Here is a 24,920-nt window from a genome sequence, read left to right on the forward strand (position 1 = left end):
ACGCTCATCTGCTTTATTTGAATCCATCAAGATTTCCAGAATTCCCACCATCCCTTCGCTCCGACTTCCGGCAATTCCCTGAGAAAGCGGCTTTCCGGAAAATTGATCCGCATCACGCGCTCGGCATCATCGCGCAGATCATACATTTCCAGTTCCTCATAGGCTTTGACCATGATATACAGGGCTTCTTCGGTCGCCGGTGTTCGCGGATACTCTTTCACCGCATTCTGAGCGCGATTGGCGGCGGCGATATAGGCCTTGCGCTTCATATAATACCGCGCCGCATGAATTTCACTCATGGCCACCGAATTGAGCAGATACGCCATGCGCTGCCGGGCATCCGCTGCGTATTTACTGTCCGGAAAACGTGTGGCCAGTTCCTTGAAGTTTTCGAATGACTCGCGCGACGCTTTTGAATCACGCTCACTCATATCCTGTTTGAGCGGCCCCTTCATCAAAAAGCCCATCATGCCCCAGTTATCGTTAAAACTCGACAAGCCCTTGATATAGTAAGCATAATCGACATTCGCATGATTGGGATGCAATTTAATGAAGCGATCCGCAGCCGTGATGGCCAGCGCCATTTCTTCATTCTTATAATGCGCGTAAGCGGTTTCTAATTGCGCCTGCTGTGCTATGCGTCCATAGGGATAACGCGCTTCCAAAGATTCATACAATTTGATGGCCGCGGTATAATTGCCCTCGGTCAGCTTATTCTTCGCTTCCGAATAGAATTTATTGGCGGACCAATCCTGTTGATCTTCGGTATGCTCAGGCAATAACCCGCATGCAGTGAGCGCCAAGACCAGAATCAACGCTAAACTTCGTAACATGATGAATTCCATAAAAGACAACGATGCTCCCCCGGATTATAGCGCAAAGCTGACACCCTCAGCACATGCGCAACCGCAGCAAGACGACATCGAACTGACCATTCCCGGCGATTTTGCAGGATTGCGCCTTGACCAGGCATTGGCCAAGCTTCTGCCCCATTGGTCGCGCAGCCTGCTGCAAAGCTGGATTGAGGAAAACCATGTTTTAGTCGACGGGCATGCCGCAACCGCTAAACAAAAAGTATGGGGCAATGAACACATTCATATCGTTCCACAAGCCACTGCCGCAGATTCATGCCATACAGCCGAGGCCATCGGCTTAGCCATCGTCCATGAAGATGATGCGCTCATCGTCATCAACAAACCGGTCGGGCTGGTCACTCATCCCGGCAACGGCAATTGGCAGGGCACGTTGCTGAATGCTTTGCTGCATCACGCCTCGCAGCTCGAGCAGGTACCGCGCGCCGGTATCGTACATCGGCTGGACAAGGATACCAGCGGATTGTTGGTGGTTGCAAAAACCGTGATTGCACAAACCCATCTGGTACGCCAACTCCAGCAACATACCGCCCAACGCGAGTATCTCGCTGTAGTGCTCGGATCGGTCAATCAGAATGGCATGGTCGATGCGCCGGTCGGCCGGCATCCCGTGCATCGCACCAAAATGGCGGTAACCCCACGGGGCAAACCGGCGCGCACGCACTATCACGTCATTGAGCGGTTCGAGAATTGCTCGTTGCTTGCCTGCAGCCTCGAGACGGGCCGCACGCATCAGATCCGCGTACACATGCATTCAATCGGCCACCCGCTGGTGGGCGATCCAGTCTATGGAAACAAGCCGAAAGCTGCTCGATCCATCGCCGAGGAAATGATAATGAGTTTCAGCAGGCAAGCGCTGCACGCACGGAAATTAACACTGACCCACCCCGACACAGGTCAGAACGTGAGCTGGGAAGCTGAAATACCGGAAGATATGGAAAATTTGCTGAATGGACTGCGGCAGTACAGCAATAAGGCTCGTTAAGCTGCAGGGACTTCTTGAGTGGTTATCGATGAGTAGTGCAGCATAATAAAAAAATGCGCCCTAAGGCGCATTTTTATCATCATATGTCATCAATGCATTCATAGTTCAGACCTCCATCTTAGAAAGGAAGTACGGCATCCAGTGAAAATAGAATCTGATCTTTGTTGCCGCCGAATGGACGGTAGGCAGAGGCTTGCAATGATTCGTGCAACGCATCGACCCGATCATAACGGATATTGGGACGGATGTTCAGTTGACTCAATCCCTGCCACGCTATTTTCAATGTCTTCGCCGCTTTCCAGTTGGCACCTATCGTTACCGCATAATAATCGGCCGGGGTACTCGCTCCGAGCAAACCGATATTACTGGCATAACTGACACCCAGGTGATTGGTCGCAGCGGTCACCCTGCCTGGCGCAAATACCCGGAAACCGTCGCGGTCGCGGAACCACTCGGCACGCACACCAACTGACACGTCAGGCGTCACATCATAATAAAAATGCGAATTCACGCCATACCATTCCGCATCTTTGACGACACCGGCATAGACATTGTTCGCCAACAGTACGTTATCTGCAAAACCATGATCATGCTGCAAGACCAGATGGGTTTTCTCCGAGAATTTATGTTTCAGGACAATGCTGTACATTCCCCAGAAACTGCTATTGCGCGTCGAGGTAGTACTACCGGTGCCACTGACATTCAAGGAGGTATTGTGATCATCGCTGGTCCAGGTAACACCGCCAATGCCACCCCAGTTTTCCATTTGCTTGTCAAAATTGCCATCCCAGCCGCCCGTTCCGCTGCCGCCGATGGTCCCAAACATTGCCGTGAAATTTTTAGTGATCGCGTAATTACCGAGTACGCCCGTGTGAGTAAAGGGCTCGCCATATTGCATGGTATACGCGTGGGTATAGAAGAAATTGTTGGGTGCGGGAACCGTTTCATATCCGATGGGCGTATAAAAATGCCCCACTTTGACATTCAACCCATTTCCGAGCGGCGCATACACTTCTGCAAATGCCTGCGGAATCGCAATGCCATAAGTCCGGCTGGAACTACAACAGATATCCAGATCCCAATTGCCGCGATCCGCCAATGGCCTGCCGTTATTGACATCAAATGCGGGATTACCATATGCCTGCGTAAAAATGGCATCGGTACCGAACATGAAATCAGCCCTGAAACCGATATCCCACCCGCTTCCTTCTGTTCTGACACCGCGTTCAACGAAAAAATTGAGCTGATTCAGTTGAAACCGATTGGCCTGATCAGCAAATGTAACCGGTCCATTGAATCCATGCGTTTGACTGGGATTATAGGTAGCGCCACCTTGTATCCAGCCACCGATATTAATGCCATTTTCCCTGAGTAATTTAGTAAAGCCGTTATCGGTGCTCATGATCGTGTTCGCTTGAGCACCCGAGGCACCGATGCCGACCAGCAGCACCCCTCCTGCGAAAACTTGAACCATGCGGTTCGTTTGTTTTTTTAATTGGTATTTCATTCTTTCCTCTCAAAATTATAAAAAAAACATCCAACTAAGGATCCAAAAACCATAACCCCTTTATGGAAAGCACTCTAACATCGAATTAATCGAAGGGTCAAACAATTCGCGTCGAGCTGCCAGGAGAGAAAATACCACAAAAGTATCATGGAAGAACAATCGGAAAGCACTAACACATACCTTCGAGCGATTGGCGACGACATCACCTCGAAGCCCCATTTACGGTCAGCATCACCTCGCATCAAAATTGTCAGGAGTTAGCTCACGCACGAACATAATGAGCCGATTCGTTGCCACCCCGACTTCTTTCTGCATATACACCGACACCGCAACAAGAAATGACGATACAATTCCGCTACCTTCATTTCCTTCCTGGAAATCACCTTGGCTCATCAAAAGTCTGACATTCAATCTCTGCGCTGCCCATGCGGCGCCGAGCCGCGTTATATCGATTGCTGCGGCCGTTTTCTGGATAATGGCGAGATGCCGGATACGGCAGAAATTCTGATGCGCTCGCGCTATACAGCCTATACGTTGCACCGGGAAAAATATCTGCTGGCGACCTGGCATCCGTCCACCTGCCCCTCATCACTGGAATTGACACAGTCCCCTACCCCGCACTGGCTCGGACTGACGGTAAAACGGCATCTGCAATCCGACACTGACCACGCCATCGTAGAATTTGTCGCTCGTTATAAACTCAATGGAAAAGCGCACCGCTTGCACGAAATCAGTCGTTTCATTCGCGAAAACCATGCATGGCGCTATATCGATGGCGATATCCTTGAGAACTAGAGCAGTGCTCATCAAAAATTCTGAAAGACAATCGTATCTGGTGCCAGTGCTTTGAAATCAGACTTAATTTGCCCATCTACCGCAACAGTGACATAAATCACAGTCATACCGTCAGCACAGACTTATCATTTCATCTGGGAAAAACAATCAAGCAGTCAAAAGGGAGCGCCAAGATGAACAGGTTGATCGCTATAAGCTTAGTACTGATGCTAAGTTCGCTCAATGTCATGGCGGATTATTTCAATACCGCTCGAACTGAAAAAATTTTTGGTATTTTCCTGACTGAAAGTGCTCAACTCGATGAAGTAGACGCTCACAGCAACTCGTTCGGATTCTGGCCCAGGACGCTGGAGGAAATTACCGAATACCTCGATGTCAATAATAATAAATTGCTGCCCGTCATGAAGATCAATCATTTTCTGCTGGATGCAGACACCGGAATTTACCATGATGATGTCTCCGGCATCATCGCCGCGATAGAACGATCCACGCTGCATCAGCGAAACATCCTGTTTTTTATGGATGAACCGATGTGGAACGTGCGTGGAGAATGCGTCATACGAAATAAAACACCTGCCTGCCACGAAGTAGCCAATCGATATGTGCAAACGCTCGATACTCTGCGCAGGGCGGGACAAGCGTTGCGGCAACGGTTCCCGGGGTCAGGAATCATGCACATCGAGGCATGGACCGAACTGACTCTGCAGAAAAGAGAATTTCCTGATGAAAAAGTCGTCGTGCTGGATGACGCTGAGTACTTGGGCTTCGATTGTTATGGCGCCATTCATCGCTGCGGATCGCAAGAGTATGGCTACCGTCATCAGGTTGAATACGGCGAATGGGTATGGAGTGCCATGATGACTCTGGAAGCGAACAATTCCATCGGACGCAAATTATTGTTGGTGCCAGGCACGTTTCTGGCAGAAGAGTACTTCGATGATATCGAGACCCTCCTGGAACAGATCGCATTCTATGCCTGGGTGCTGCAGCAATCCGACAAAATCGGCGGGTTTGGCGCATTCCTGTGGGGAGACATGATCGAAAGAAGCAAATATTTTACCGGCGCACGGCATATTCCGGCAGTTACTAGTTTCCTCGCATTCATCTCGAGGCTGTATGGTGTGCAGGATTTGACTGAACAACAATGGAACTGCATTGCCAGTACACGCTCGTGTACTCAGGCCACGGTTCAATCCTCCGGAATCACAATGTCGAGTAGCGAATCGCAATCACCTCAAGTTCCTCCCTTCCTCCCGGGGTATGCAACGCCACAACGTCGCCTTCGCGCGCCCTGAGCAGTGCCTTGGCTAATGGCGAAATCCAGCTGATATGGCCGCGACCGGGATCGGCCTCATCCATCCCGACGATGCTGTAGGTATTTTCTTGGCCTTGCACATTGCAGACTGTCACGGTAGCCCCGAAAAATACTTGATCGCATTCGCCGCGTAGCGCCGGATCGACTACCTCCGCGCTATCCAATCTTTTGGACAGAAAACGCAGGCGCCGGTCGATTTCGCGCAAGCGCCGCTTGCCGTAGATATAATCGCCATTTTCCGAACGATCGCCGTTCGATGCGGCCCAAGTAATAGTTTTGACGAGTTCCGGACGCTCCACTTTCCACAATTGATCAAACTCGTCTTTCAACCGCTGATGGCCTGCTGGCGTAATGTAATTTTTCACACCTCGCGGCAATTTCGGAGTGCCGTCGGGCGTGTCATCGTTGTCTTCGTCTTCCTTGGTAAACGCTTTGTTCATATTTAAAGGGAAATAATCTCACGTGAAACACATTACGATATCGAGCCTGGGTGAACGTTCAAGACGAGCCAATAAATTCACTCCATATCCTGCCGTTACCCATCCATTCCATCCGTCTTGATTCCAGAATCGATCAGTCCAATCAATTTGTTACGGTCATGTATAACCGCTAACGCTAATAAAATAAATTGCGCTCATGCCATTCAGTGTGAAATGCTCTGAGAAAACATATTGATCACCGCCACCCCCAAAACAATCAGTACCAAACCGATTACCGCAGCAATATCCAGCGTTTGCCCGAGAAAAAGCCAGCCGCTCAGTGCAATCAGCACCACGCCAACCCCGGACCAGATGGCGTAGGCAATGCCGACCGGAATGGTTCGCAGCGTCAGCGATAAAAAATAAAACGCCAGCACATATCCGGCCACGACGATGACCGATGGCCACAAGCGCGTGAATCCTTCGGTCGTTTTAAGGTATGAGGTTGCGATCACCTCACTGACGATCGCGGCGGCAAGTATCATCCAATGGTGCATTCCGGTATTTTCTCCTATTTCAGTTCAGCGTTGACCGGCAGCGCTCGAGTGCAACGCATCCATGATTTGATTGAAAGGCTCGTTCCGAAAGAAATGCCTGATATTGCCTGCCAATTGATCCAGCAAACGCTGCCTGGATTCCCGGCTGGCCCAAGCGATGTGCGGCGTCACAATCAGATTTGGCGGCAGCTGCCGCAACATACTATTGTCCGCGCCGGGCGGCTCTTCCTGGATCACGTCGAGGGCCGCACCGGCAATGCGATGCGTACGCAAGCTGTGCAGCAAGTCGGCCTCATTTACTAATTGGCCACGTGCAGTATTGATCAGCAACGCCGAGGGCTTCATGAGTTCAAATTCCCGGCGGCTGATCAGTTGGTGCGTCTCTTGCGAGTAAGGACAATGCAGTGTAATCACATCCGCGTCCCGCATCACGTCATCGAATGCCATCCTGCCCGGACACGGCAATTTCCCCTTATGATCGGCAATCAGCACCTGCATGCCAAAGGCTCGGGCAACTTCAGCTACTGCCTGACCCAGCTCACCAAATCCAATGATACCCAGCTTTTTTCCGGACAGCTCCTGAATATCATAATCCAACGGGCAAAAAAATCTGCTGGCCTGCCAACCGCCTTCTTTCACCAGCGCCTGATAATCGACAAAATGGCGCGCCAGATTCAGCATCAGCATGAACACATGCTGCACCACCGAGGGCGTGGCATAGCCGCGCACATTGCATACCGGCACGGCATGCTCGGCCGCAGCCGCAAGATCGATGTTGTTATAGCCGGTCGCCGCCACGCAAATCAATTTCAGATGCTTTGCCGCAACGATCGCTTCATGGCCGATATATACCTTATTGCTGACGGCCACGTCAGCACTTTGAATACGTTCCAGCACGTCCTGTTCAGACGAATCATCAAAATACTGCCACGGCGAGATCGCCCGCTCCATTGATCCGCAATCCATATCACCGCGAGTTACGGAACCGAAATCAAGAAAAACTGCGCGCATCTCATTCCTCCCGTCAGGATCGAAAATCATATCATAACGCGATGCACCAGCGTTTCAGCGGTTCTGTTCTTTATGATCGCCAAAGGGAATACAGCATGAGGTACAGCCATGGTCGCAAACACCACCGTCTGGGTATGCGCTATTCGCACCAAATGATGGATGCAGATCACTTGCAAAACCGACATGAATTCCAGCTCAAAGAAGTTACTTGGCGATCGTGATACTGGGCACGCCGACGCGCGGGATATCGGTGACGGTCATCTGGAACAGCAAAAACAGCAATTGAAATGCATCGCGATTCCAGCGGGCATAGGGACCGGTAGTTTTCACCGCATAAAACCGATCATTCCAGCGCACTGAAATATCCGCCTCGGATGGAGGCAGGCGCGAAGCCACCAATTCCATCGTCAAATCAGGATTTTCATCGTTGAGAATTTGAGGCGTCCGAAGATCTTTATCGACATGATAGCCTGCTTCAGCACCGAGCGCTTTACCCAGGAAACCAAGAATCGCATGGAAACTCCTGAGCCGGAACACGCCCCGCATCGGCCACCCCCCGCCATAGTGATCGGCACGGATATCGAATGCGATATCGCTGACATCCCAATCATCCGCCATATTGTTCAGTTGATCACGTTCATCATCGGAAAGAAGACCCGGATCGTAATTGGTGATCAGAATCGGCCCGGTCGTGTGCTTGCGCAGCGTATACGTATTGCTGACCGGATCATGGCGCACGCTGAATTCCTTTTGCAATGCCTGAAAGCCTTCCGCCTCGATGGCGCGGGCGGGAACGGTCCAGGTATGAATGAGCGGCAACGGCTCGGCATACAATTTGTTGTCATCCTGAATGGCTGATAAATGCAGCACCACCCGGCGGAACATCTCGTAGTTGCTTTTATCGCGCGGGCTGTTGCGATAGATTTGATAATGCGGAGATTGGAACAGGCGCACTTCCTGCGCCATCATGCGCAATAGCAAATCGACGTCATAACGCTGCCGCAATAATAAGGTCAATTTGTTTTGTGGAAACGGCGTCAACAGCCGTTGGGTGAAATCTTCTCCTTCGATCGGAACGATGCTGATGGTCGGGTTTTCAGCGAAGGTGCCGCCAAAAATCGGCATTATCGAGGCGCCGGCAAGTCCGCCGGGCGAAGGCATGGCACCGGCGTTGGCCTGAAAACTGAATGTTGCCGCGATATTCGATACCCCGGTGAAATGGATCGGCTGTCGATGATAGGCGCGCGCAATATTGATCAGCAATTGCTGCGACAACGCATCGGTTACTGCATCATCATACGCGATGACGGCCCGGTTCAGCGCAATCGGCGACACACAACCGGCCAACAGTCCAACCATCAGGACAAAGAGCACCCATCGCAGCATACTGAAACTAGGCAGTGAGCCGATGCGCCTGTTCAACCAGCAATTTTTCAAATGCTTTCCCCTTGATGGCTTCCGAATATAAGAATCCCTGCACATAATCGCAGCCGAACTGCGTCAACAGATCTTGTTGTTCCTTCGTCTCGACCCCCTCGGCGATGGTCTTGATGTCCAATTTGTGCGCCATCATGATGATGGCTTCTACCAACGTGCGGTCGGTTTCGCTATCGATCAGCTGATTGATGAAGGAATGGTCGATCTTGAGATAATCGATATCGAATTTCTTCAGATAGGAGAGCGATGAAAAGCCGGTGCCGAAATCATCGATCGATACTTCGATGCCGTTATTGCGAAATTCCAGCAGATATTCCTGCACCACCGACGAATCTTTCAGCAGCAAGCCCTCGGTAATTTCAACATTCAGGCAACTGCCAGGCAGCCCCAGTTCAGTCAATTTCTCCAGCCAGTTAAATTTACTCATGAATTTGAACTGAATGGGCGACATGTTGATGCTGATCTGAATGATGTGATCCAGCCGTTTTTGCCATTGATGAATAAAAGCGATCGATTGTTTGAACACCAATTCGCCGATATCCAGAATCAGGCCGCTTTCCTCAGCCAGCGGAATGAACGTCGTCGGACTGATCATGCCGCGCCGTGGATGTTTCCAGCGCACCAGCGCTTCCGCCTTGATCATGCGGCCACTGTGCAATTCCAGGATCGGCTGATAATAGACGTGCAACTCTCCTCGCGCGATTGCCTGCCGTAGATCATGAATCAGGGCCATTTTTTCATGCGCTTGCTGTTGCATGGAATGAGTGAAATGACAAAAACGGTTGCGCCCCTCCAGCTTGGCTGCATACATGGCCTGATCGGCATGTTTCATCAGACTTTTCATGTCGGCGCCATCCTGGGGATAGAACACGATGCCGATGCTGGTGGAAATATAGTAATTGGTGCGATTCTGATTGAAATTGAACGGCTTGTTCAATTGCAGAATGATATGCTGCGCAACCGATTCAACACGTTGAATCTCGACTGAATCCGATAGGATGACCGCAAATTCGTCGCCACCCAGGCGCGCCACGGTATCGGTTTCCATCACGCACGATTTCACGCGGATGGCCACTTCGCGCAACAAATCATCGCCCTTGTCATGCCCCAGCGTATCGTTGATATCCTTGAAGTGATCCAGATCCAGAAACAGCATGGCCAGAGGTGTGCCAGTACGGCGCAATTTCTTGATTTTGGCTTCCAGCCGTTTTTTGAACAGATTACGGTTGGGTAAGCCAGTTAATTGATCATAATTCGCCTGTGACAAAATCAGCTCGTCATTTTTCTTCTTTTCGGTGATGTCGGTGAACTGCGATACATGAAAATGAATGCGCCCATCGGCATGCCGAATGACACTGACACTCAGCCACTTGGCATGAACGGTACCGTCTTTGCGCGCATCCCAGATCTCGCCCTGCCAATGATCTTCGTTGAGCAATCGGTGCCGGATCTCCTGGTAGAAATCAGTATCATGTCGTCCGGAACGGAATATTTCAGGACTCTTGCCCATCACATCGGCGATGTCATAGCCGGTCATGCGCGTAAATGCCGGATTGATTTGGATGATCAGGTCATTCTCATCGGTCACCATGATGGCTTCGTTACTCGACTGGTAAATCGCTGCGGCCAGACGCATCGAGTCATTGGCCTGTTTCTGCTTGGTGATGTTCTGATAGATACCGAGTACACCGATGATTTCATGGGTGACACTCAGTAGCGGCACTTTTGAAGTTTCTATCCACAACGATTCTTCGCTAGCATTTTTGAGCGATTCTTCATAATATAGTTTGGAAATACCTGAATCGATCACTTGCCGGTCATCAGCTCGATAATGGTTCGCCTGCTCTTCGGTCCAGCTCAGATCATAGTCGGTCTTACCGATGATTTCTTGCATTGACATGACGCCCGCATCGCGTGCAAACGAAGGATTGCAGCCCAGATAGCGGGAATCCCTGTCTTTCCAGAAAATGCGCACCGGCGCCGTGTCGACAATCGTTTTTAATAGATTGCGCGATTCCGCCAGCTCGGTTTCCTTTATTTTCTGGTCGGTAATATCGGTAATCGTCCCTACATATCCCAACACATTGCCATGCTGATCACGCTCAGCCTGGGCATGCCCGAGAATCCAGGTAATTACTTTTTCCTTGGTCTGGAAGCGATACTCGGAGATGAATTGCCGTTGATACTGCACTGCCCTGCCCCACTCATTCATGACGCGCTCGCGGTCTTCCGGATAAATGGCTGTAACCCAGCCAAAATCAAGCGCCGTTTCTGCGTCCATCCCGGCAATCAAGCACCAGCGCTCATTGACATACAAACATTTGCCGGTCTCGTCGGTTCGGAAAATACCCACCGGCGCAACTTCCGTGAGGCTGCGAAACAATTGCTCATTGTTGCGCAGTGCGATTTCCATGTGTTTCTGCCGGGTAATATCGACCAGCACGCCCCGCCAGCGGGTACTGCCATCATTCTCCCGGCTGGGAATCGAATAACCCCGCAACCATTTCTCGCCATGCGGCGTCGTTACCGGATATTCATGCGACCAAGGCAGTAAGTTCTTCATAGATACAAGCATCGAGGCATCGAGCTCGGCTATGGCTTCCGCATGAATCTGCTTGAAAATGACGCCGACATCCGCCATGCAATCCATTGCGGGAACGCCGATCAAGTCGGCGATGCCTTCGCTCATGAACGGCATCGAACGGCCTCCTTGGGCATCGATACAGAACTCATAGACTGCGCCGGGGATGCTGGCGATAAAGTCTCGAAACCGTTTCTCGCTCAGCCTCAACTCCAAGGTGCGCTGCACCACGGTACGTTCAAGCGTTTCATTCAGACTACGGATTTCGCTTTCGGCCGCCTTGCGTTCCGTAATGTTACGAAAAATGCCGCGGGTCGCGATCGGTATGCCATTGATGGAATACAGACTGAGATTGCCTTCCACGATGACCACACGCCCATCCTTGGTCAAAAAAGGCACTTCCATGAGCCCCAGATTTTCTCCAGCCATGATGCGCTGGATGGTTTCAAGACATTCCGCATGATGATCGGGATGGATGATGCTGAAGATCGTCAAGCCGGCGACATCGTCGGTTGAGTATCCGAGCAGCTCGCGCCACGCCCGATTGACGAAAAGGAAACGCCCATCCGGCGTCACGCTCTGAATTAAATCGTTGACACCATCGAACAACTCTCTGAGTTGCTCATCACTCAAGATCGTGGAAATCGGAACTGTTGTGCTCACGCAGGAGGACTCTCTCGAAATGACTTCATCGTTAATCATGACATGACTTGATGATGACTGCGGAAGCTCTGAAGACCACTGCGCTCGCTACCTTTGTCAGAGCTATCTCATTGTGCATTTGAATTCAGGCATGTCTCACCCGGCACTATCTCTTAGGGAACTTGATTTTAATCTAAAATACATAAGCCTATAGAAATTTATGCGAGAACTGTAATTTTTAAACAACACATCTGCGCTGATCCGTTGCCCTATCAGGACTCATCGCAAATTTCCTCCCATACTCTAGAAACAGTCACCGGAATCGCTGATCATTGCTCCCGGCAACTCGGTTGTAGCATAAGTTCCCTGTCGAACAACAAGTTGTCAAAAATGAGTTGAGTCAGTGAAAGACATATAGCATACTAGCGCGCGTGATTGATCTATTCGACCAATCCACAACCATCATCAACGGTGTCACTCTATTTCGTTTTTTCACAGGCATTGTCATGTTCATCAGCGTTCTCGATCTTTTTAAAATAGGCATCGGCCCGTCCAGCTCACACACGATGGGACCGATGGTGGCCGCGAAGGATTTCCGTGATCGGATCCAGGCGTTTGTGTCCAGCCATCCTATGCCGTCTTTCCTGCATGTCCGATGTACCTTGCGAGGCTCCCTGGCATTCACCGGCAAGGGACACGCCACTGATCGCGCCGTGACTTTGGGAATGCATCGATACACGCCGCTGGCATTGGCGAAATTGGATGTGAATGAATTGTTTCAGGCATTGTGGTCAGAAACGACGTTTCAGATCGACGAAACCGTCGTCATTCACTTCAATCCCGCTGAAGATATCGTTTTCGATCGTGGAGATCCGCTGCCGGAGCATCCCAACGGCATGATTTTTCAATTGCTGGATGGCACGGGCAAAACATTGCTCACGGAAACCTACTTTTCAATTGGTGGTGGATTCATCAACACGTTGGCCGAGATTGGTCAGCTGGTCGCGCCGATAAAAATGGAAGCCGTCAGTTCCTGCGGTTTTCCGTTCGATTGCGCCAATCAAATGATGAAAATGTCGACCGACAGCGGTTTATCGATAGCCGCGATGAAACGCAGCAACGAATTGGAACGCATAAACGAACAGGCACTCAATGATGGACTGGACGCCATCTGGGATGCGATGCGGACTTGTCTCGAACGAGGACTGGTGGCAGAAGGCCGGTTACCGGGCGGATTGAACATCAAGCGCCGCGCCCATTCGTTATATCTGCAATTGCAGAACAATCCCGAAAAAGCGACGTTGAATGATTGGCTGTGCGCCTACGCGATGGCCGTCAACGAAGAGAATGCCGCCGGTCACATGGTTGTCACTGCCCCCACCAATGGCGCAGCAGGCGTGATACCGGCGGTAATTTATTATGCGGTGAAGCATGAAGGCGCAACACCCGAACAAGTTCGTGATTTTCTGCTGGTGGCCGGAGCCATTGGCGGTTTGATCAAACATAACAGCTCGATTTCAGGGGCCGAGGTCGGTTGCCAGGGCGAAGTCGGCTCCGCCTCCGCGATGGCTGCATCCGGCTTATGCGCGATCAAGGGCGGCACCACAGAGAAAATCGAGAATGCGGCGGAAATTGCACTGGAACATCATCTCGGCATGACCTGCGATCCGGTGGGAAGTCTGGTTCAAGTCCCCTGCATCGAACGCAACGGTTTTGGCGCCATCAAGGCCTATACTGCGGCATCGCTTGCAATCCGCGGCGATGGCCAGCATTTCATGTCACTCGACAATTGCATCGCCGCGATGAAACAAACCGGCTTGGAAATGTCGATCAAATTCAAGGAAACTTCATTGGGAGGCCTGGCGGTCAGCATTACCGAGTGTTGATGCGTTCGATGGGTGAGCGTCAATCTGGATGCAATTTCCGGAAAATGTGCCGCAACCCTGTCACTACGAAAAAAACGCTCAAAACTATCACCGGGATCGCCATGCCGGTCACCAACTCGACATCGAGATCATATCCTGCCGCCTTCAGGGCCTTCAGGCCGTACCCAAGTATACCGAGCAGATAATAACTCAATACCACGACCGATAAACCTTCGACCGTCTCCTGCATGCGCAACTGCACATGCGCGCGATTGTCCATCGATTTCAGCAAATCGCGGATCTGGGCTTCCATCGATAAGTCGACGCGGGTGCGCAATAACGCCGAGGCACGCCCCAACCGCGTCGACAACGTTTCGAGTTTGGTATGAACCAGTTCGCACGTGCCCATCGCGGAAGACAGTCGCTGGATCATGAATTCCTGCAGCATTTGCAAGCCTTCGATCCGCTCTTCGCGCAGCTCGGTAATACGCAATTTGACAATATCGTAGTATGCCCGCGACGCATTGAAGCGATGGCTGGTTTGTGCCGACATCCGCTCAGTCTCAGCCGCCAGTCTCGTCAATTCCTCGAGCAGGTGCTGTTCATCTTCTATGCTGTTGGTTTCGACATTGCTGGCAATCAGCGCCGCCAGCCGTTGATCAGCCCGAGCCAATTGCGGAATGATCCTGCGGGTGATCGGCAATGGCAGCATGGCCAGCATGCGGTAGGTTTCGATTTCCAGTAAACGCTGCACCAACCGCCCGACTTGGCGGCTGCGCAGATTCTCGTCATGAATCAGAATGCGGCCGAAATTATCCTTGTGAATCTGGTTGTCGCTCCATACGCTGGCCGCCCCACCGGCCACTTTGGAACCGATGACTGTGCCGGAAGCAAACAACGTCACCAGCTCATGCAAACTGCGCTTCGGCCGAGAACGGTCTTCCAGCGCAATATGCGTCGCCACCAATAATTCGCCCGGCAAGCGTGCGACCCATTCCGCCGGCACATCGTCGATCGCGGGATGCTCAAATGGAACCTCAAAAGCCTTGGCGCGATAAACGGTATAGGTCGAATACTCAGTATGACGTTCCCAACGCAAGCGGAATTCGCCAAAGTCGGCGCTGAAATCGCTCTCATGCGCGCTAGGCGGATCGACGCTATAGTGCGCGCATAATTCCCCGACCAACTGACGCTCCTGCTCAACCCGGTCGCGCTCGGACATCAATACCAGATGGGAAAGCTGGAAAGGAGGCGTCAATAACTCATAGGCGACCGAATTCAGTTCGGTATGTAATTCGACTCTTTCCGGATATTCCGGCACCCGCAGCGACGGCTGCTGAGAAAATTGTTGCTCTGCCGACGATGCAGAGAATAACGTGCGCACATCCATAAACATAACCTTAGTGAATTGAAAACGTGGTGTTATTGCATAATAAGGCAATGGCCAAACAGGACATAGCATACCGAATTAACATGACCTGCCGGTGAATCTTTTATTACAACGCATGAACCTGAATAGCAGTATCAACACGAGCTTCAGGCAGGATTTTCCCGAAAACGATACTCGGCAAATCCTCGCCCAAACCGGTCAACACATGTTTTCCATCGTTGCGCCGAGCGCTTTGCCATCATCGCTACCCCGGCATTTTTTACTAGTACATTGATGAATGTTCTGTGTATCATCTTTCATGCGATGCCCGACCTTGGCCGCACAATATGACCCAATTACTATACAAACACAGGGGAAAATCATGGGTGCCATTTTTTTTTATATCTTCGTTTATTTCGTTGGATACTACGGTTCCAACATTCTGAATATGCTCACCGTACGACCGCTGGTGAACAATCGTTATATGGCCGCATTAATGCCCGTTTACGGAATTGCCGCGATGCATGCCTACATGATCGTCACCCGGCCATTGCCGGCAGGTGCTGACATCACGGTTGAATATGCATTGCTGGTGTTCGTCACGCTGCCGGTGGTGGTAGTGACGTTGGGCGCAACCTATTTCATGTGGAATAATAAACCCAAGCAGGACGAACAAGTGGAACATTCGCCCGCTCGACCTGATCACTTTCCGACTGAAGCGCTTAACCGCGAAACGCCATTATCCGGCACACACGCTCAGCCTGGAAGTAGTGAATCAGCCAATGCATCAACTACTCCTGCGGCTGATACCGCAGAGAAATCCGGCGACACCAAACCTCATTGATAAATTTCTGAAAAACTCCTGCGTTCGGTCATTGGCTGCTGCAAAACTTCCCTGACTGCGCCGAACAGGAAAAAACACGTTTCAACCAGAATTCCGCTTGCAGGCTGAATCCGGTTGAAACGGTGCTACTCAGAAACAGCAAAAAAACCTCATCAACACAGAAAGCCGTATTGTTCCCTCACAAAGTGAAGCAAACGATGATTGAGGTTTACGAATTGGTCAGGGTCTATCAACCATGACATGCTCTTTTTGTGCGCTCAACGTGCCATGATCAATGATTGCCAGCGTCAAACGGGAAATCGCGACCCGCTTGCCTGTGGCTTCCTCGATGATATCCGTTTGCCAGACCTGCGTGCGGCGGCCGGTATGGAGCGGGGTGCAGATGCCAATGACATGGCCTTTGGTCACTGCCCGGATATGGTTGATGTTGAGTTCCAGCCCCACCGCGCGGTAGTGTTCCGGATCGATCGTCATCCAACCCGACACGCTGCCCAGCGTTTCCGATAATACGCAACTGGCGCCGCCATGGAGGATGCCGAACGGTTGCGTCGTGCGCTTGTCCACCGGCATTCTCCCCTTCAGATAATCCGGCCCCAGTTCTATGAACTGGATACCGATATGTTCTCCCATATTTGCATTCCGCAAACCTTCCAAATAATCGATCGTATAATCTTTAAACCATACTGAACTCATAGCCCATTCCTCTCGTAATCATTGTCCTCTACAGTGACTGGATAACTGCTGGTTGTCCTCAGCGATGTCAATTGTGAGATCCGAATTATAGTGCAATGAAGGGGCTTGGCGAACTGCTGGAATACCTACGATACGGTAATGGAGGAAAACATGACGCGAAAATTTTATTCTTCAACTTTTGTACCAATTGATCTCGCCACATCGCAACGATAAAAACCATCCAGACCAATCTCATCGCTTACCGGTAACAGACGGTAACAGAGTGAATCATCTGGAAAACCATCACGGCAAAATAGGATGTTTCAATCCAGAGCACATTGGAAGTTATCGATTCTCAATCGAGGATGGGTTTAGACAAAAGTAGTTGACGCGAATGAGTAGAATTTGCTCTCAGCAAACATTCCCACTCACGAACGATAGATTTTTACAACGCCTCAAACACGCCCGCAGCACCCATGCCGCTGCCGACGCACATGGTGACCATACCGTATTTCTGGTGGTGCCGCCGCAGTCCGTGCAGCAGTGTCGCGACACGGATCGAACCGGTGGCCCCCAAAGGGTGACCCAGCGCGATGGCGCCGCCCAGCGGATTCACTTTGGCGCGATCCAGTCCAAGGTCGCGAATCACGGCCAGGCTTTGCGCTGCGAATGCCTCATTCAGTTCGATCCAGTCGAGGTCATTCTGTTTGATGCCGGTCTGTGCTAATACCTTCGGAATCGCTTTGATCGGGCCAACGCCCATGATTTCAGGCGGCACACCGATCACCGAGTAGCCGATGAACCGTCCGAGCGGTGACAGGTTATAGCGTTTCATTGCCGCTTCGCTCATCAGCACGACAGCACCCGCGCCATCGGACATCTGCGAGCTATTGCCGGCGGTCACCGATCCTTTGGCGGCAAATACCGGTTTCAATTTCGCCAGTACTTCCAGACTGGTATCGGCTCGCGGCCCTTCATCAGTACCCTTCACGACGATTTCTTCCCGCACGGCATGCGCCGCCAGGTCGGGATGCTTCTCATCCACCGGATACGGTGTGATTTCCTGCTTGAATTCTCCCGTTTCGATCGCTTTCATCGCGCGCTGATGACTGGTCAACGCAAACTCATCCTGATCTTCGCGCGAGACATGCCATTGTTCTGCCACTTTCTCGGCCGTCATTCCCATGCCATACGCGATGGCGACATTTTCTTCATGCTCGAACATCGCCGGATTCATCGATACTTTGTTCCCCATCATCGGCACCATGCTCATGCTCTCGGTGCCAGCGGCGATCATCACATCCGCTTCACCGAGACGAATACGGTCCGCCGCCAACGCCACCGATTGCAATCCGGACGCACAGAAGCGGTTGATCGTCATACCCGGCACATTGTTCGGAAAACCTGCCAATAACAGAGCCACACGGGCAACGTTGATGCCCTGTTCCGCTTCCGGCATGGCGCAACCGACGATCACGTCTTCAATTGCTGCGGCATCGAGTCCTTCGCATTGCTTCATCACGGCCTGCAGCACATGCACCAGCATGTCGTCCGGACGCACATGCTTGAACATGCCGCGCGGCGCTTTGCCCACCGGCGTGCGCGTAGCAGCGACAATATAGGCTTCTTGAGTTTGCTTGGTCATAGATTTCTCCGTGTATCGTCGATTTTGGATGCCTGTTCGGATGTGGATTTATCAGTTTCTCAACGGCTTGCCGGTTTTCAAGGTATATTCGATACGCGCCTGGGTTTTTTCGGTAGCGATCAGTTCCATGAACGCGGCACGTTCCAACTCCAGGAACCAATCTTCATCGACCAGGCTGCCGGGCGTCAAATCGCCACCGCACATCACATGCGCCACTTTATTGCCAATCAGGAAATCATGTTCGGAAATGAATCCACCTTCCCGCAAATTGACCAATTGGCTCTCGATCGTCGCAATCCCGGCGTCGCCTGCGACCGGAATCTCGCGCGTGCGCAGCGGCGGGCGATAACCTCTTTCAGCCAGCGCCAGTGCCTGAGCCTTGGCCACATACAGCAACTCAAACCGATGCATCACGATGATGTCGGCTGGCCGCAAATAACCGAATTCCTTCGCTTGCTCTGCGCTTTTGGCCAGCTCGGCCATCGCCACGGTCTGGAAATAATGCTTCAGTTGCGGGAAAGGATCGCCGTCGATGGTATTCTGTGCCGCGCGCATCGCGAATTCCTTGCAGCCCCCGCCCGCTGGCAGCAAGCCCACGCCCGTTTCCACCAAGCCGATGTAACTCTCCAACGTCGCGACCGCACGGTCGCAATGCATCACGAATTCGCATCCGCCGCCCAGCGCCAAGCCATCCACGGCGGCGACGGTGGGAATCATCGAATAACGTAACGCCTGCGAAGTCTGCTGGAACACCTTGATCATGCCGTCGACTTCGGCCAGTTTCTTGGCCATCAGCGCATCGGCCAAATCGAGTTCGCGCGCAACCTGCAACACGGTAGCCTGAGCCGATTTCTTGAATTTTCTCAGGAAAGACTGCAAGGGCGAAGGTTTGGAGGGCGCAGCCGGTGCACTACCGTGCTGAGCAGCCGATTTGGGCCGTTCCGTCGCCTTTTGTAAATTGGCGCCCGCCGAAAACGGCGGTTCAGTCTGCCAGATTACGAGCGCGCGCCAATGCCGTTCAGCTTCCTGAATAGCGTGTTGCACACCTTCCAGCACGTCGATGCCAATCGTGTGCATTTTGCTCTTGAAGCTCAGAATGGCGATTTGATCGCCGGTATGCCACAGCCTGACCGCATCGGTTTCAAAAATAGTTTCGCCATACACGGCGTCTTCGCCGATCAATCGATCGGGAAATAATTGCCGCTGATAGACCGGCAATTGCGAACGCGGTTGCATTTTTCCGGTGACTGGCGCGAATGAGCCTTGCGGGGTGTGCACCGTTTCCGTTAGTCCATCGGCAATGTCCATGATCCACGACGGCAACGGCGTCTGACTCATCGTTTTACCCGCGGCAATATCCTCCTGAATCCACCCGGTGATTTGTTTCCAGCCGGCCGCCTGCCAGATTTCAAAAGGACCTTGGTTCCAGCCGAATCCCCAGCGCACGGCGAGATCCAAATCCCGCGCGTTAGCGGCGATCGCTTCCAGTTGCACGGCGCAATAATGGAACAAATCGCGGAAAATGCACCACAGAAACTGCGCCTGGGGTTCCGAGCTGTGGCGAAGCGCCGCAAATTTCTCCGGCGGATTGCTGTATTTGAGCAACTGCTTGAGATCCTCGTTTGCCTCCGCTTCCGCCAAACGGTACGCGTGCGTCGGCAGATCGAACACATGGATTTCATTGTTGATTTTCTGATAGACCCCGCGTTTGACCTTTTCACCCAGCGCGCCATCCTGAATCAAGCCCTGCAACCAATCCGGCACGGTAAAATAAACGTGCCACGGATCATCCGGCAAGTTATCGCGCATGGTATTGATCACATGCGCCAGCGTATCCAAACCGACCACGTCGGCGGTGCGGAACGTGGCGCTCTTGGGACGGCCAATCAGTGTGCCGGTCAGCGCATCGACCAGATCGAAACCGAAATCGAATGCCCGGCCATGATGCATCGTGGCCAGCAAAGAGAAAACCCCGATCCGGTTGGCGATGAAATTGGGTGTATCCTTGGCGCGAATGACACCTTTGCCGAGCATGGTGACGAGAAATTCCTCCAGATGATCCAGCATTTCGGCGTCGCTGACCTGGCAGGGAATCAATTCAACCAGATGCATGTAGCGCGGCGGATTGAAAAAATGGATGCCGCAGAAACGATGCCGCAACGCTTCCGGAAATGCCTCAGCCAGTCGATTGATCGACAAGCCCGAGGTATTGCTCGCAAAAATGGTGTGTTCACCCAGAAAAGGCGCAACCTTGACATACAAATCGCGCTTCCAGTCCATGCGTTCGGCAATCGCCTCGATCACCAGATCACATTCTTTGAGCAGCTCCAGGTTCTGATCATAATTGGCGGGCTGAATGAAGGTCGCCCTGGTTTTGGAGGACAGCGGCGCAGGCTCTTGTTTCTTCAACTTCTCCACCGCTTTGATGACATTGGCATTGGGATTTTTCGCATCGCCGGGCAGCTCGAACAACAGCGTTTCGATATTGGCGTTCACCAGATGCGCCGCAATTTGGGCACCCATCACGCCCGCGCCGAGTACTGCTGCCTTACGGATTAAAAAACGCTGATCACCCAATTTCGCCTCCTGCTTGATCCGGTTATGGAAGAAAACATGTTCGTATCGGTTGCTGCTGAAAGAGTACAAGCATGATGCGCAAAGCGCAAGCTTGTTTGTTCAGAGGTGTTCTAAAAACTGCTGCGTTTGCCCTCTGGTTTGGCTTTACTGGGCTGCCACGGGCTATTCTTTTCAGACTTTCCTGAGCAAAAACGATGCATCTGACGGTTATATTCGCGGCCAGGTTGCAGGCTTGAAGACTCACCTGCGAACAACGAGCCTCAGCGCCAGACCGCCGCAAACTGCGCCTCGTTGAAGCCAACGGTGGCGCGTTCGCCATCCGTCAGCAAGGGCCTCTTGATCAGCCGACCGTTACTCGCGAGCAACGCCAGAATTTCACGCTGGGATAAGGCCGGCAAACGTTCCTTGATTTTCAGTTCACGGTATTGCACGCCACTGGTATTAAATAATTTATTCAGCGGCACATTCGCGCGTGCAACGATTGCCGTGAGTTCCTCTGCCGAAGGCGGCTGCTCGGTGATATCGACAAATTCATAAGCGATTTCGGCCTGTTTCAAGAACTGTTCCGCTTTACGGCAAGTACCGCATTGTTTATAGCCATAAAACTTAAGCATTTGTCGCCTCCGGATTGGAATGATCGAAAATTGTCACTCCCCGCCTTTGGGCCCCCAGAATACCACCCAGGTGCAGAAATCATCGGAAAAATTCTCAAAACGATGTTCGACATGCGCCGCCACAAAAAATACCATGCCCGGTTCAAACCGATGGTGTTCACCGGCAACTACGAATTCTCCGTGGCCGGAGTGTATGAAATACAATTCGTCCTGATCATGCGGGGTTTGAATATCCGTGCCACGCGGCGCATAGACTTCGACCGACATCGAACCATGCGCGAATGCCTGCGTGAACGGCTCACCCATCGGCCACTCGGCTGAGGCTGGGCCGGGAATCTTCTTCATCAGATCGGACAGGGTTGCTTTCTTCATATCGTTAGATTCTTGGCTGTGGATGGGCTTTGAGAAATACACGGAAAATCAAATGGGGATAAGTATAAGTGAACTCGAGCGCTGACACCAATTTTTGCCAGCCTGGGAGACTGCTGAACTGATCTTTTTCCGCACCAGGACGGCTATTGACTGATCGTTTCTTGTTCGCGTCGTACAGCCTGATGTCGTGCTTTTATTACAAAGGCGCAATCATTCAATCCTGGCAGCGGCACGGCGGCTCAAACCCGACAAATTCATCTGCAGCCGATGCCGGAATGCAGGAAATACGCCCAGCACTTGCAGCAGAATGTTTCTCAGCAACCGCTGCGGCGCTTTTTTGATCAGCGCCATGCGGGTGAGCTGCTCGGCAAGCTGCAACACCTGTTCTGCAGCCGGTCTGCGCAACGCTTCAAAATGACCGAGACCGCTGTAATCCTGATGATTGCGAATCACATCCGTGAGCATACGCCCCAGCACGCAAGCATCCACCAAGCCGGTATTCATGCCTTGTCCGCCAGCCGGGCTGTGCACATGCGCGGCATCGCCGATCAGCACATAGCGCCTGCGGTGGAAATGCTCGGCGACGCGGTAGTGCACATGAAAACGCGAACTCCAATGGACCTCTGATATCCGGTTGGCAGCACCGGTCGGCCCACGGTTGTCCATGAGTGCCTGGATATCGGTAATTCCTGGCTGCGCCGGCGCATTCTCGAGCGTCGCGACGACACGATATCTTCCGACCATCAACGGCGCGATCACCAGCAAACCGGCTGGCGATAAGAACAGCATCACTTCGTTGGCACCGTGCTCCCAATCCATGCTGACATCCGCCAGAACAAAGGATTCTTGATGATTGCCGCCGCCGAATCGGATACCCGCAGTCTCCCGAACCAGACTGTTCATACCATCCGCACCAATCACATAACGGGCACACACGATCTGTTTATGCTGGTTGGTAACGAGGGTCGCACGTATCCCATTCGCTGTTTCAGTCAAGGATTCGACCGAACAACCCCAACGCACCGATCCGCCCGCTTCAATCAACGCTTCGGCCAGAATTCTTTCGGTCACATCCTGCGGCAACATCAGCAAATAATTGTAGCGCGTTGGTAAAGTGTCAAACCGCAATCGCAGCAGCACGCGATTGCGATCACGCATACTGAATTGCGTCAGTTTGAGTCCCGCTGCCACAAGCCGTTCCGATACGCCGATCGATTCGAGTACTTCCAGCGTATGGGCGTGAATGACAGCAGCGCGCGAAGTGTGCTGGCCGGAAGTCAGTTGATCGACTATGAGAGGTTGGATGCCGGAGCGCATCAGTTGGGTCGCCAGCGCAAGCCCGGCCGGGCCCGCGCCGACAATCAACACATCGGTCATCTCATCGTTTACAGCCGTCGCTGTTACCATCAGAACACCTCCTCTCTATTTGACAGTTCAAACAGGCGTGCGTTTAGGTGGATCAAAAACTACATAGGCCTATCATTGATGGTGCTGCGTCATTCTATCGATTCAACCGCAATGAAAGCAATCATTGCTCATTCTGTCGAGTGCAGGCGACGATGAATCCATTGCTCAATTTTCTGCAGAAGCTCGCTGCGCATCGGCTCCGACAAAAACAGATGCTGATGATAAACCAGTCCGGGCAGCGCCAGAACGGCATTATCCGGATGATGCGAAACCGTTGTCCGGCGAAAATCTTCGCTACCCCATGCCGGAGTGATCGGATCTTGAGCTGAATAAATCAGAAAATAAGGCAGGGTAAATTGATCCATGCGGCGGCGGAAATGAACGATTTCTTCCTCAATACCTTTGACGTAGCGCAACAGGGTGCGGCGGACGATCCAGCCATCCGCCCGCAAACGGGCTTTTTCCGCTTCACTATCGGTCAGATAATTCCTGACCCACGTCGGAGAAATGGGCGAAAATACACTCCGCAATCCCGGCCACGACAATATGTCAAACACCCCATCCAGAACCGGCACGGTAATCGCGGCGATGAACTGATTGAATACCAGCACGGGCAAAGGCTCATCATGAGGATACAAAAAGTGCGTTTCAGCATGAAAAGATAATTTGATCAATGGATTGGCCAGCCACCCCCGCCATCCCGGCGGCTCACTGACGGCAAAACCTGGCGCCAGCAACACGACGCCCTGTACGCGCTTGACCGGGTTACCTTCGATCCGCTGTTGTATCAGGTAAGAGGCCGTAACCAGCGCACCCAGGCTGTGTGCGACAATGTACACCGGCCGGCCCGGTTCACCCTGCGCATCGCACAGTTCCATGAAACGTTGTAGCGCGTGATGCAGATTGTGACGCAACGGTTCCAGATCGCGCAGCGCTAATTGTGCCAGATACGCATCGCTGACATCCTGTTCCGCTGCACCCGCGCGCAGCGCATGATTGGCTTGCTGCAGAACCGGATTGGAAAGGCCGTGCGCGTAAAAATCGAAACCGGCAACGGTGAACTGCTGGGCAAAATGACGTGCTACCTCACCATAACGCCCGATATGTTCATTCATGCCATGCACTAACAACACGCAAGCGGGCGCCGCGGCAGGTTCCGGCGGCGCCAGGGTACGCAGGATCAGCGGCGTACTGCGGTCGGATGAATGAAATTCATGCGATTCTCCCCACTCCGGATAAGAAGTGCTGACGAACTGACGGTGGACACAGCCGGTCAGCATTACCAGCAGAAAAATTGCCGCGAGAGAATGGCTTACGTAATTGGGCAAATAATTTGTGGCGATCAATTTGGGAAAATTAATTAGTCGTCCCTGAAGAATCCTTTTTTCTCAACCGTTGAGCTGTTGATTCTGCATATTGCCAACCATCAACCGA

The 24,920-nt window shown here is 52.2% G+C and carries 22 protein-coding genes; 5 read left to right on the forward strand and 17 right to left on the reverse strand.

What is annotated here, in order from left to right; genetic code table 11:
- Positions 1 to 26 precede the first annotated feature (26 nt).
- On the reverse strand, positions 27 to 833 hold the full coding sequence (locus ABF87_RS06160) for an outer membrane protein assembly factor BamD (RefSeq protein WP_160828261.1): 807 nt from the start codon (positions 831 to 833) through the stop codon (positions 27 to 29).
- Between ABF87_RS06160 and rluD the strand changes: the two genes are divergently transcribed.
- The gene (rluD, locus tag ABF87_RS06165; RefSeq protein WP_160828262.1) at positions 832 to 1,857 is read left to right on the forward strand and encodes a 23S rRNA pseudouridine(1911/1915/1917) synthase RluD; all 1,026 of its coding nucleotides are present in this window, start codon (positions 832 to 834) and stop codon (positions 1,855 to 1,857) included. The two genes, ABF87_RS06160 and rluD, sit on opposite strands and share 2 nt — an antisense overlap.
- A 118-nt stretch (positions 1,858 to 1,975) precedes the next feature.
- Here the strand turns inward: rluD and ABF87_RS06170 are convergent, their stop codons facing one another.
- Positions 1,976 to 3,364: a porin gene (locus ABF87_RS06170; RefSeq protein WP_160828263.1), complete on the reverse strand. Its 1,389-nt coding sequence runs from the start codon at positions 3,362 to 3,364 to the stop codon at positions 1,976 to 1,978.
- A gap of 384 nt (positions 3,365 to 3,748) precedes the next feature.
- Between ABF87_RS06170 and ABF87_RS06175 the strand changes: the two genes are divergently transcribed.
- Positions 3,749 to 4,159, forward strand: coding sequence for a YchJ family metal-binding protein (locus ABF87_RS06175; protein ID WP_240143554.1), 411 nt, complete (start codon positions 3,749 to 3,751; stop codon positions 4,157 to 4,159).
- 173 nt (positions 4,160 to 4,332) lie between these two features.
- Positions 4,333 to 5,454, forward strand: a complete 1,122-nt coding sequence (locus ABF87_RS06180) for a hypothetical protein (protein ID WP_160828264.1) — start codon at positions 4,333 to 4,335, stop codon at positions 5,452 to 5,454.
- On the opposite strand, the gene greB is transcribed toward ABF87_RS06180, so the two are convergent.
- The 6 genes from greB to ABF87_RS06210 all read right to left on the reverse strand — a co-directional run bounded on the left by greB (position 5,363) and on the right by ABF87_RS06210 (position 12,142).
- Entirely contained in the window at positions 5,363 to 5,914 is a 552-nt protein-coding gene (greB, locus tag ABF87_RS06185; protein WP_160828265.1) for a transcription elongation factor GreB, read from the reverse strand. The genes ABF87_RS06180 and greB overlap by 92 nt on opposite strands.
- 203 nt (positions 5,915 to 6,117) lie before the next feature.
- Complete coding sequence (locus tag ABF87_RS06190) at positions 6,118 to 6,450, reverse strand: SMR family transporter (RefSeq protein ID WP_160828266.1); 333 nt, start codon at positions 6,448 to 6,450, stop codon at positions 6,118 to 6,120.
- Positions 6,451 to 6,474: 24 nt separating this feature from the next.
- The gene (locus ABF87_RS06195; RefSeq protein ID WP_160828267.1) at positions 6,475 to 7,461 is read right to left on the reverse strand and encodes a 2-hydroxyacid dehydrogenase; all 987 of its coding nucleotides are present in this window, start codon (positions 7,459 to 7,461) and stop codon (positions 6,475 to 6,477) included.
- Positions 7,462 to 7,487: 26 nt separating this feature from the next.
- Positions 7,488 to 7,646: a hypothetical protein gene (locus tag ABF87_RS06200; RefSeq protein WP_160828268.1), complete on the reverse strand. Its 159-nt coding sequence runs from the start codon at positions 7,644 to 7,646 to the stop codon at positions 7,488 to 7,490.
- Positions 7,647 to 7,665: 19 nt separating this feature from the next.
- The gene (locus tag ABF87_RS06205) at positions 7,666 to 8,898 is read right to left on the reverse strand and encodes a hypothetical protein (RefSeq protein ID WP_345789885.1); all 1,233 of its coding nucleotides are present in this window, start codon (positions 8,896 to 8,898) and stop codon (positions 7,666 to 7,668) included.
- Positions 8,855 to 12,142 (reverse strand): EAL domain-containing protein, encoded by a 3,288-nt coding sequence (locus tag ABF87_RS06210; protein WP_160828269.1) that lies wholly within the window; start codon positions 12,140 to 12,142, stop codon positions 8,855 to 8,857. Before ABF87_RS06210 ends, ABF87_RS06205 begins: the two co-directional genes overlap by 44 nt.
- Before the next feature lie 410 nt (positions 12,143 to 12,552).
- Between ABF87_RS06210 and ABF87_RS06215 the strand changes: the two genes are divergently transcribed.
- The gene (locus tag ABF87_RS06215) at positions 12,553 to 14,007 is read left to right on the forward strand and encodes an L-serine ammonia-lyase (protein ID WP_345789886.1); all 1,455 of its coding nucleotides are present in this window, start codon (positions 12,553 to 12,555) and stop codon (positions 14,005 to 14,007) included.
- A gap of 19 nt (positions 14,008 to 14,026) precedes the next feature.
- Here ABF87_RS06215 and ABF87_RS06220 read toward each other — a convergent pair whose 3' ends face one another.
- Together ABF87_RS06220 and ABF87_RS06225 are read right to left on the reverse strand one after the other, a co-directional pair.
- On the reverse strand, positions 14,027 to 15,376 hold the full coding sequence (locus ABF87_RS06220) for a DUF3422 domain-containing protein (protein ID WP_160828270.1): 1,350 nt from the start codon (positions 15,374 to 15,376) through the stop codon (positions 14,027 to 14,029).
- 146 nt (positions 15,377 to 15,522) lie between these two features.
- A complete protein-coding gene (locus ABF87_RS06225; RefSeq protein WP_160828271.1) occupies positions 15,523 to 15,669 on the reverse strand; it encodes a hypothetical protein in 147 nt (48 codons plus the stop codon).
- A gap of 68 nt (positions 15,670 to 15,737) precedes the next feature.
- Here ABF87_RS06225 and ABF87_RS14960 point away from each other — a divergent pair, with 68 nt between their 5' ends.
- Complete coding sequence (locus ABF87_RS14960; RefSeq protein ID WP_240143556.1) at positions 15,738 to 16,199, forward strand: hypothetical protein; 462 nt, start codon at positions 15,738 to 15,740, stop codon at positions 16,197 to 16,199.
- Positions 16,200 to 16,418: 219 nt separating this feature from the next.
- On the opposite strand, the gene ABF87_RS06235 is transcribed toward ABF87_RS14960, so the two are convergent.
- From ABF87_RS06235 to ABF87_RS06265, 7 genes are all read right to left on the reverse strand, one after another.
- Entirely contained in the window at positions 16,419 to 16,892 is a 474-nt protein-coding gene (locus ABF87_RS06235) for a hotdog fold thioesterase (protein WP_160828272.1), read from the reverse strand.
- Between the two features lie 424 nt (positions 16,893 to 17,316).
- Positions 17,317 to 18,516 (reverse strand): acetyl-CoA C-acyltransferase, encoded by a 1,200-nt coding sequence (locus ABF87_RS06240; protein WP_160828273.1) that lies wholly within the window; start codon positions 18,514 to 18,516, stop codon positions 17,317 to 17,319.
- A 51-nt stretch (positions 18,517 to 18,567) separates the two neighbouring features.
- Positions 18,568 to 21,093: a 3-hydroxyacyl-CoA dehydrogenase/enoyl-CoA hydratase family protein gene (locus tag ABF87_RS06245; RefSeq protein ID WP_160828274.1), complete on the reverse strand. Its 2,526-nt coding sequence runs from the start codon at positions 21,091 to 21,093 to the stop codon at positions 18,568 to 18,570.
- A gap of 260 nt (positions 21,094 to 21,353) precedes the next feature.
- Positions 21,354 to 21,707 (reverse strand): arsenate reductase family protein, encoded by a 354-nt coding sequence (locus ABF87_RS06250; protein ID WP_160828275.1) that lies wholly within the window; start codon positions 21,705 to 21,707, stop codon positions 21,354 to 21,356.
- A gap of 33 nt (positions 21,708 to 21,740) precedes the next feature.
- Positions 21,741 to 22,079: a cupin domain-containing protein gene (locus tag ABF87_RS06255; RefSeq protein WP_160828276.1), complete on the reverse strand. Its 339-nt coding sequence runs from the start codon at positions 22,077 to 22,079 to the stop codon at positions 21,741 to 21,743.
- 210 nt (positions 22,080 to 22,289) lie between these two features.
- Positions 22,290 to 23,486: an NAD(P)/FAD-dependent oxidoreductase gene (locus ABF87_RS06260; RefSeq protein ID WP_160828277.1), complete on the reverse strand. Its 1,197-nt coding sequence runs from the start codon at positions 23,484 to 23,486 to the stop codon at positions 22,290 to 22,292.
- A gap of 128 nt (positions 23,487 to 23,614) precedes the next feature.
- Entirely contained in the window at positions 23,615 to 24,814 is a 1,200-nt protein-coding gene (locus ABF87_RS06265) for an alpha/beta fold hydrolase (protein ID WP_240143557.1), read from the reverse strand.
- Positions 24,815 to 24,920 lie beyond the last annotated feature (106 nt).

The organism is Nitrosomonas sp. JL21 (assembly GCF_009833095.1).
In the GTDB taxonomy this organism is placed as follows: Bacteria; Pseudomonadota; Gammaproteobacteria; order Burkholderiales; family Nitrosomonadaceae; genus Nitrosomonas.

What these genes read in the sequence shown, in the direction of transcription:
- ABF87_RS14960 (WP_240143556.1), top strand. Translation starts at nt 15,738, where the DNA reads ATGGGTGCCATTTTTTTTTATATCTTCGTTTATTTCGTTGGATACTAC.
- greB (WP_160828265.1), bottom strand. Translation starts at nt 5,914, where the DNA reads ATGAACAAAGCGTTTACCAAGGAAGACGAAGACAACGATGACACGCCC.
- ABF87_RS06225 (WP_160828271.1), bottom strand. Translation starts at nt 15,669, where the DNA reads ATGATACACAGAACATTCATCAATGTACTAGTAAAAAATGCCGGGGTA.
- ABF87_RS06180 (WP_160828264.1), top strand. Translation starts at nt 4,333, where the DNA reads ATGAACAGGTTGATCGCTATAAGCTTAGTACTGATGCTAAGTTCGCTC.
- ABF87_RS06240 (WP_160828273.1), bottom strand. Translation starts at nt 18,516, where the DNA reads ATGACCAAGCAAACTCAAGAAGCCTATATTGTCGCTGCTACGCGCACG.
- ABF87_RS06255 (WP_160828276.1), bottom strand. Translation starts at nt 22,079, where the DNA reads ATGAAGAAAGCAACCCTGTCCGATCTGATGAAGAAGATTCCCGGCCCA.
- ABF87_RS06190 (WP_160828266.1), bottom strand. Translation starts at nt 6,450, where the DNA reads ATGCACCATTGGATGATACTTGCCGCCGCGATCGTCAGTGAGGTGATC.
- ABF87_RS06170 (WP_160828263.1), bottom strand. Translation starts at nt 3,364, where the DNA reads ATGAAATACCAATTAAAAAAACAAACGAACCGCATGGTTCAAGTTTTC.
- ABF87_RS06195 (WP_160828267.1), bottom strand. Translation starts at nt 7,461, where the DNA reads ATGCGCGCAGTTTTTCTTGATTTCGGTTCCGTAACTCGCGGTGATATG.
- ABF87_RS06200 (WP_160828268.1), bottom strand. Translation starts at nt 7,646, where the DNA reads ATGTCGGTTTTGCAAGTGATCTGCATCCATCATTTGGTGCGAATAGCG.
- ABF87_RS06235 (WP_160828272.1), bottom strand. Translation starts at nt 16,892, where the DNA reads ATGAGTTCAGTATGGTTTAAAGATTATACGATCGATTATTTGGAAGGT.
- ABF87_RS06250 (WP_160828275.1), bottom strand. Translation starts at nt 21,707, where the DNA reads ATGCTTAAGTTTTATGGCTATAAACAATGCGGTACTTGCCGTAAAGCG.
- ABF87_RS06220 (WP_160828270.1), bottom strand. Translation starts at nt 15,376, where the DNA reads ATGGATGTGCGCACGTTATTCTCTGCATCGTCGGCAGAGCAACAATTT.
- ABF87_RS06260 (WP_160828277.1), bottom strand. Translation starts at nt 23,486, where the DNA reads ATGGTAACAGCGACGGCTGTAAACGATGAGATGACCGATGTGTTGATT.
- rluD (WP_160828262.1), top strand. Translation starts at nt 832, where the DNA reads ATGATGAATTCCATAAAAGACAACGATGCTCCCCCGGATTATAGCGCA.
- ABF87_RS06160 (WP_160828261.1), bottom strand. Translation starts at nt 833, where the DNA reads ATGTTACGAAGTTTAGCGTTGATTCTGGTCTTGGCGCTCACTGCATGC.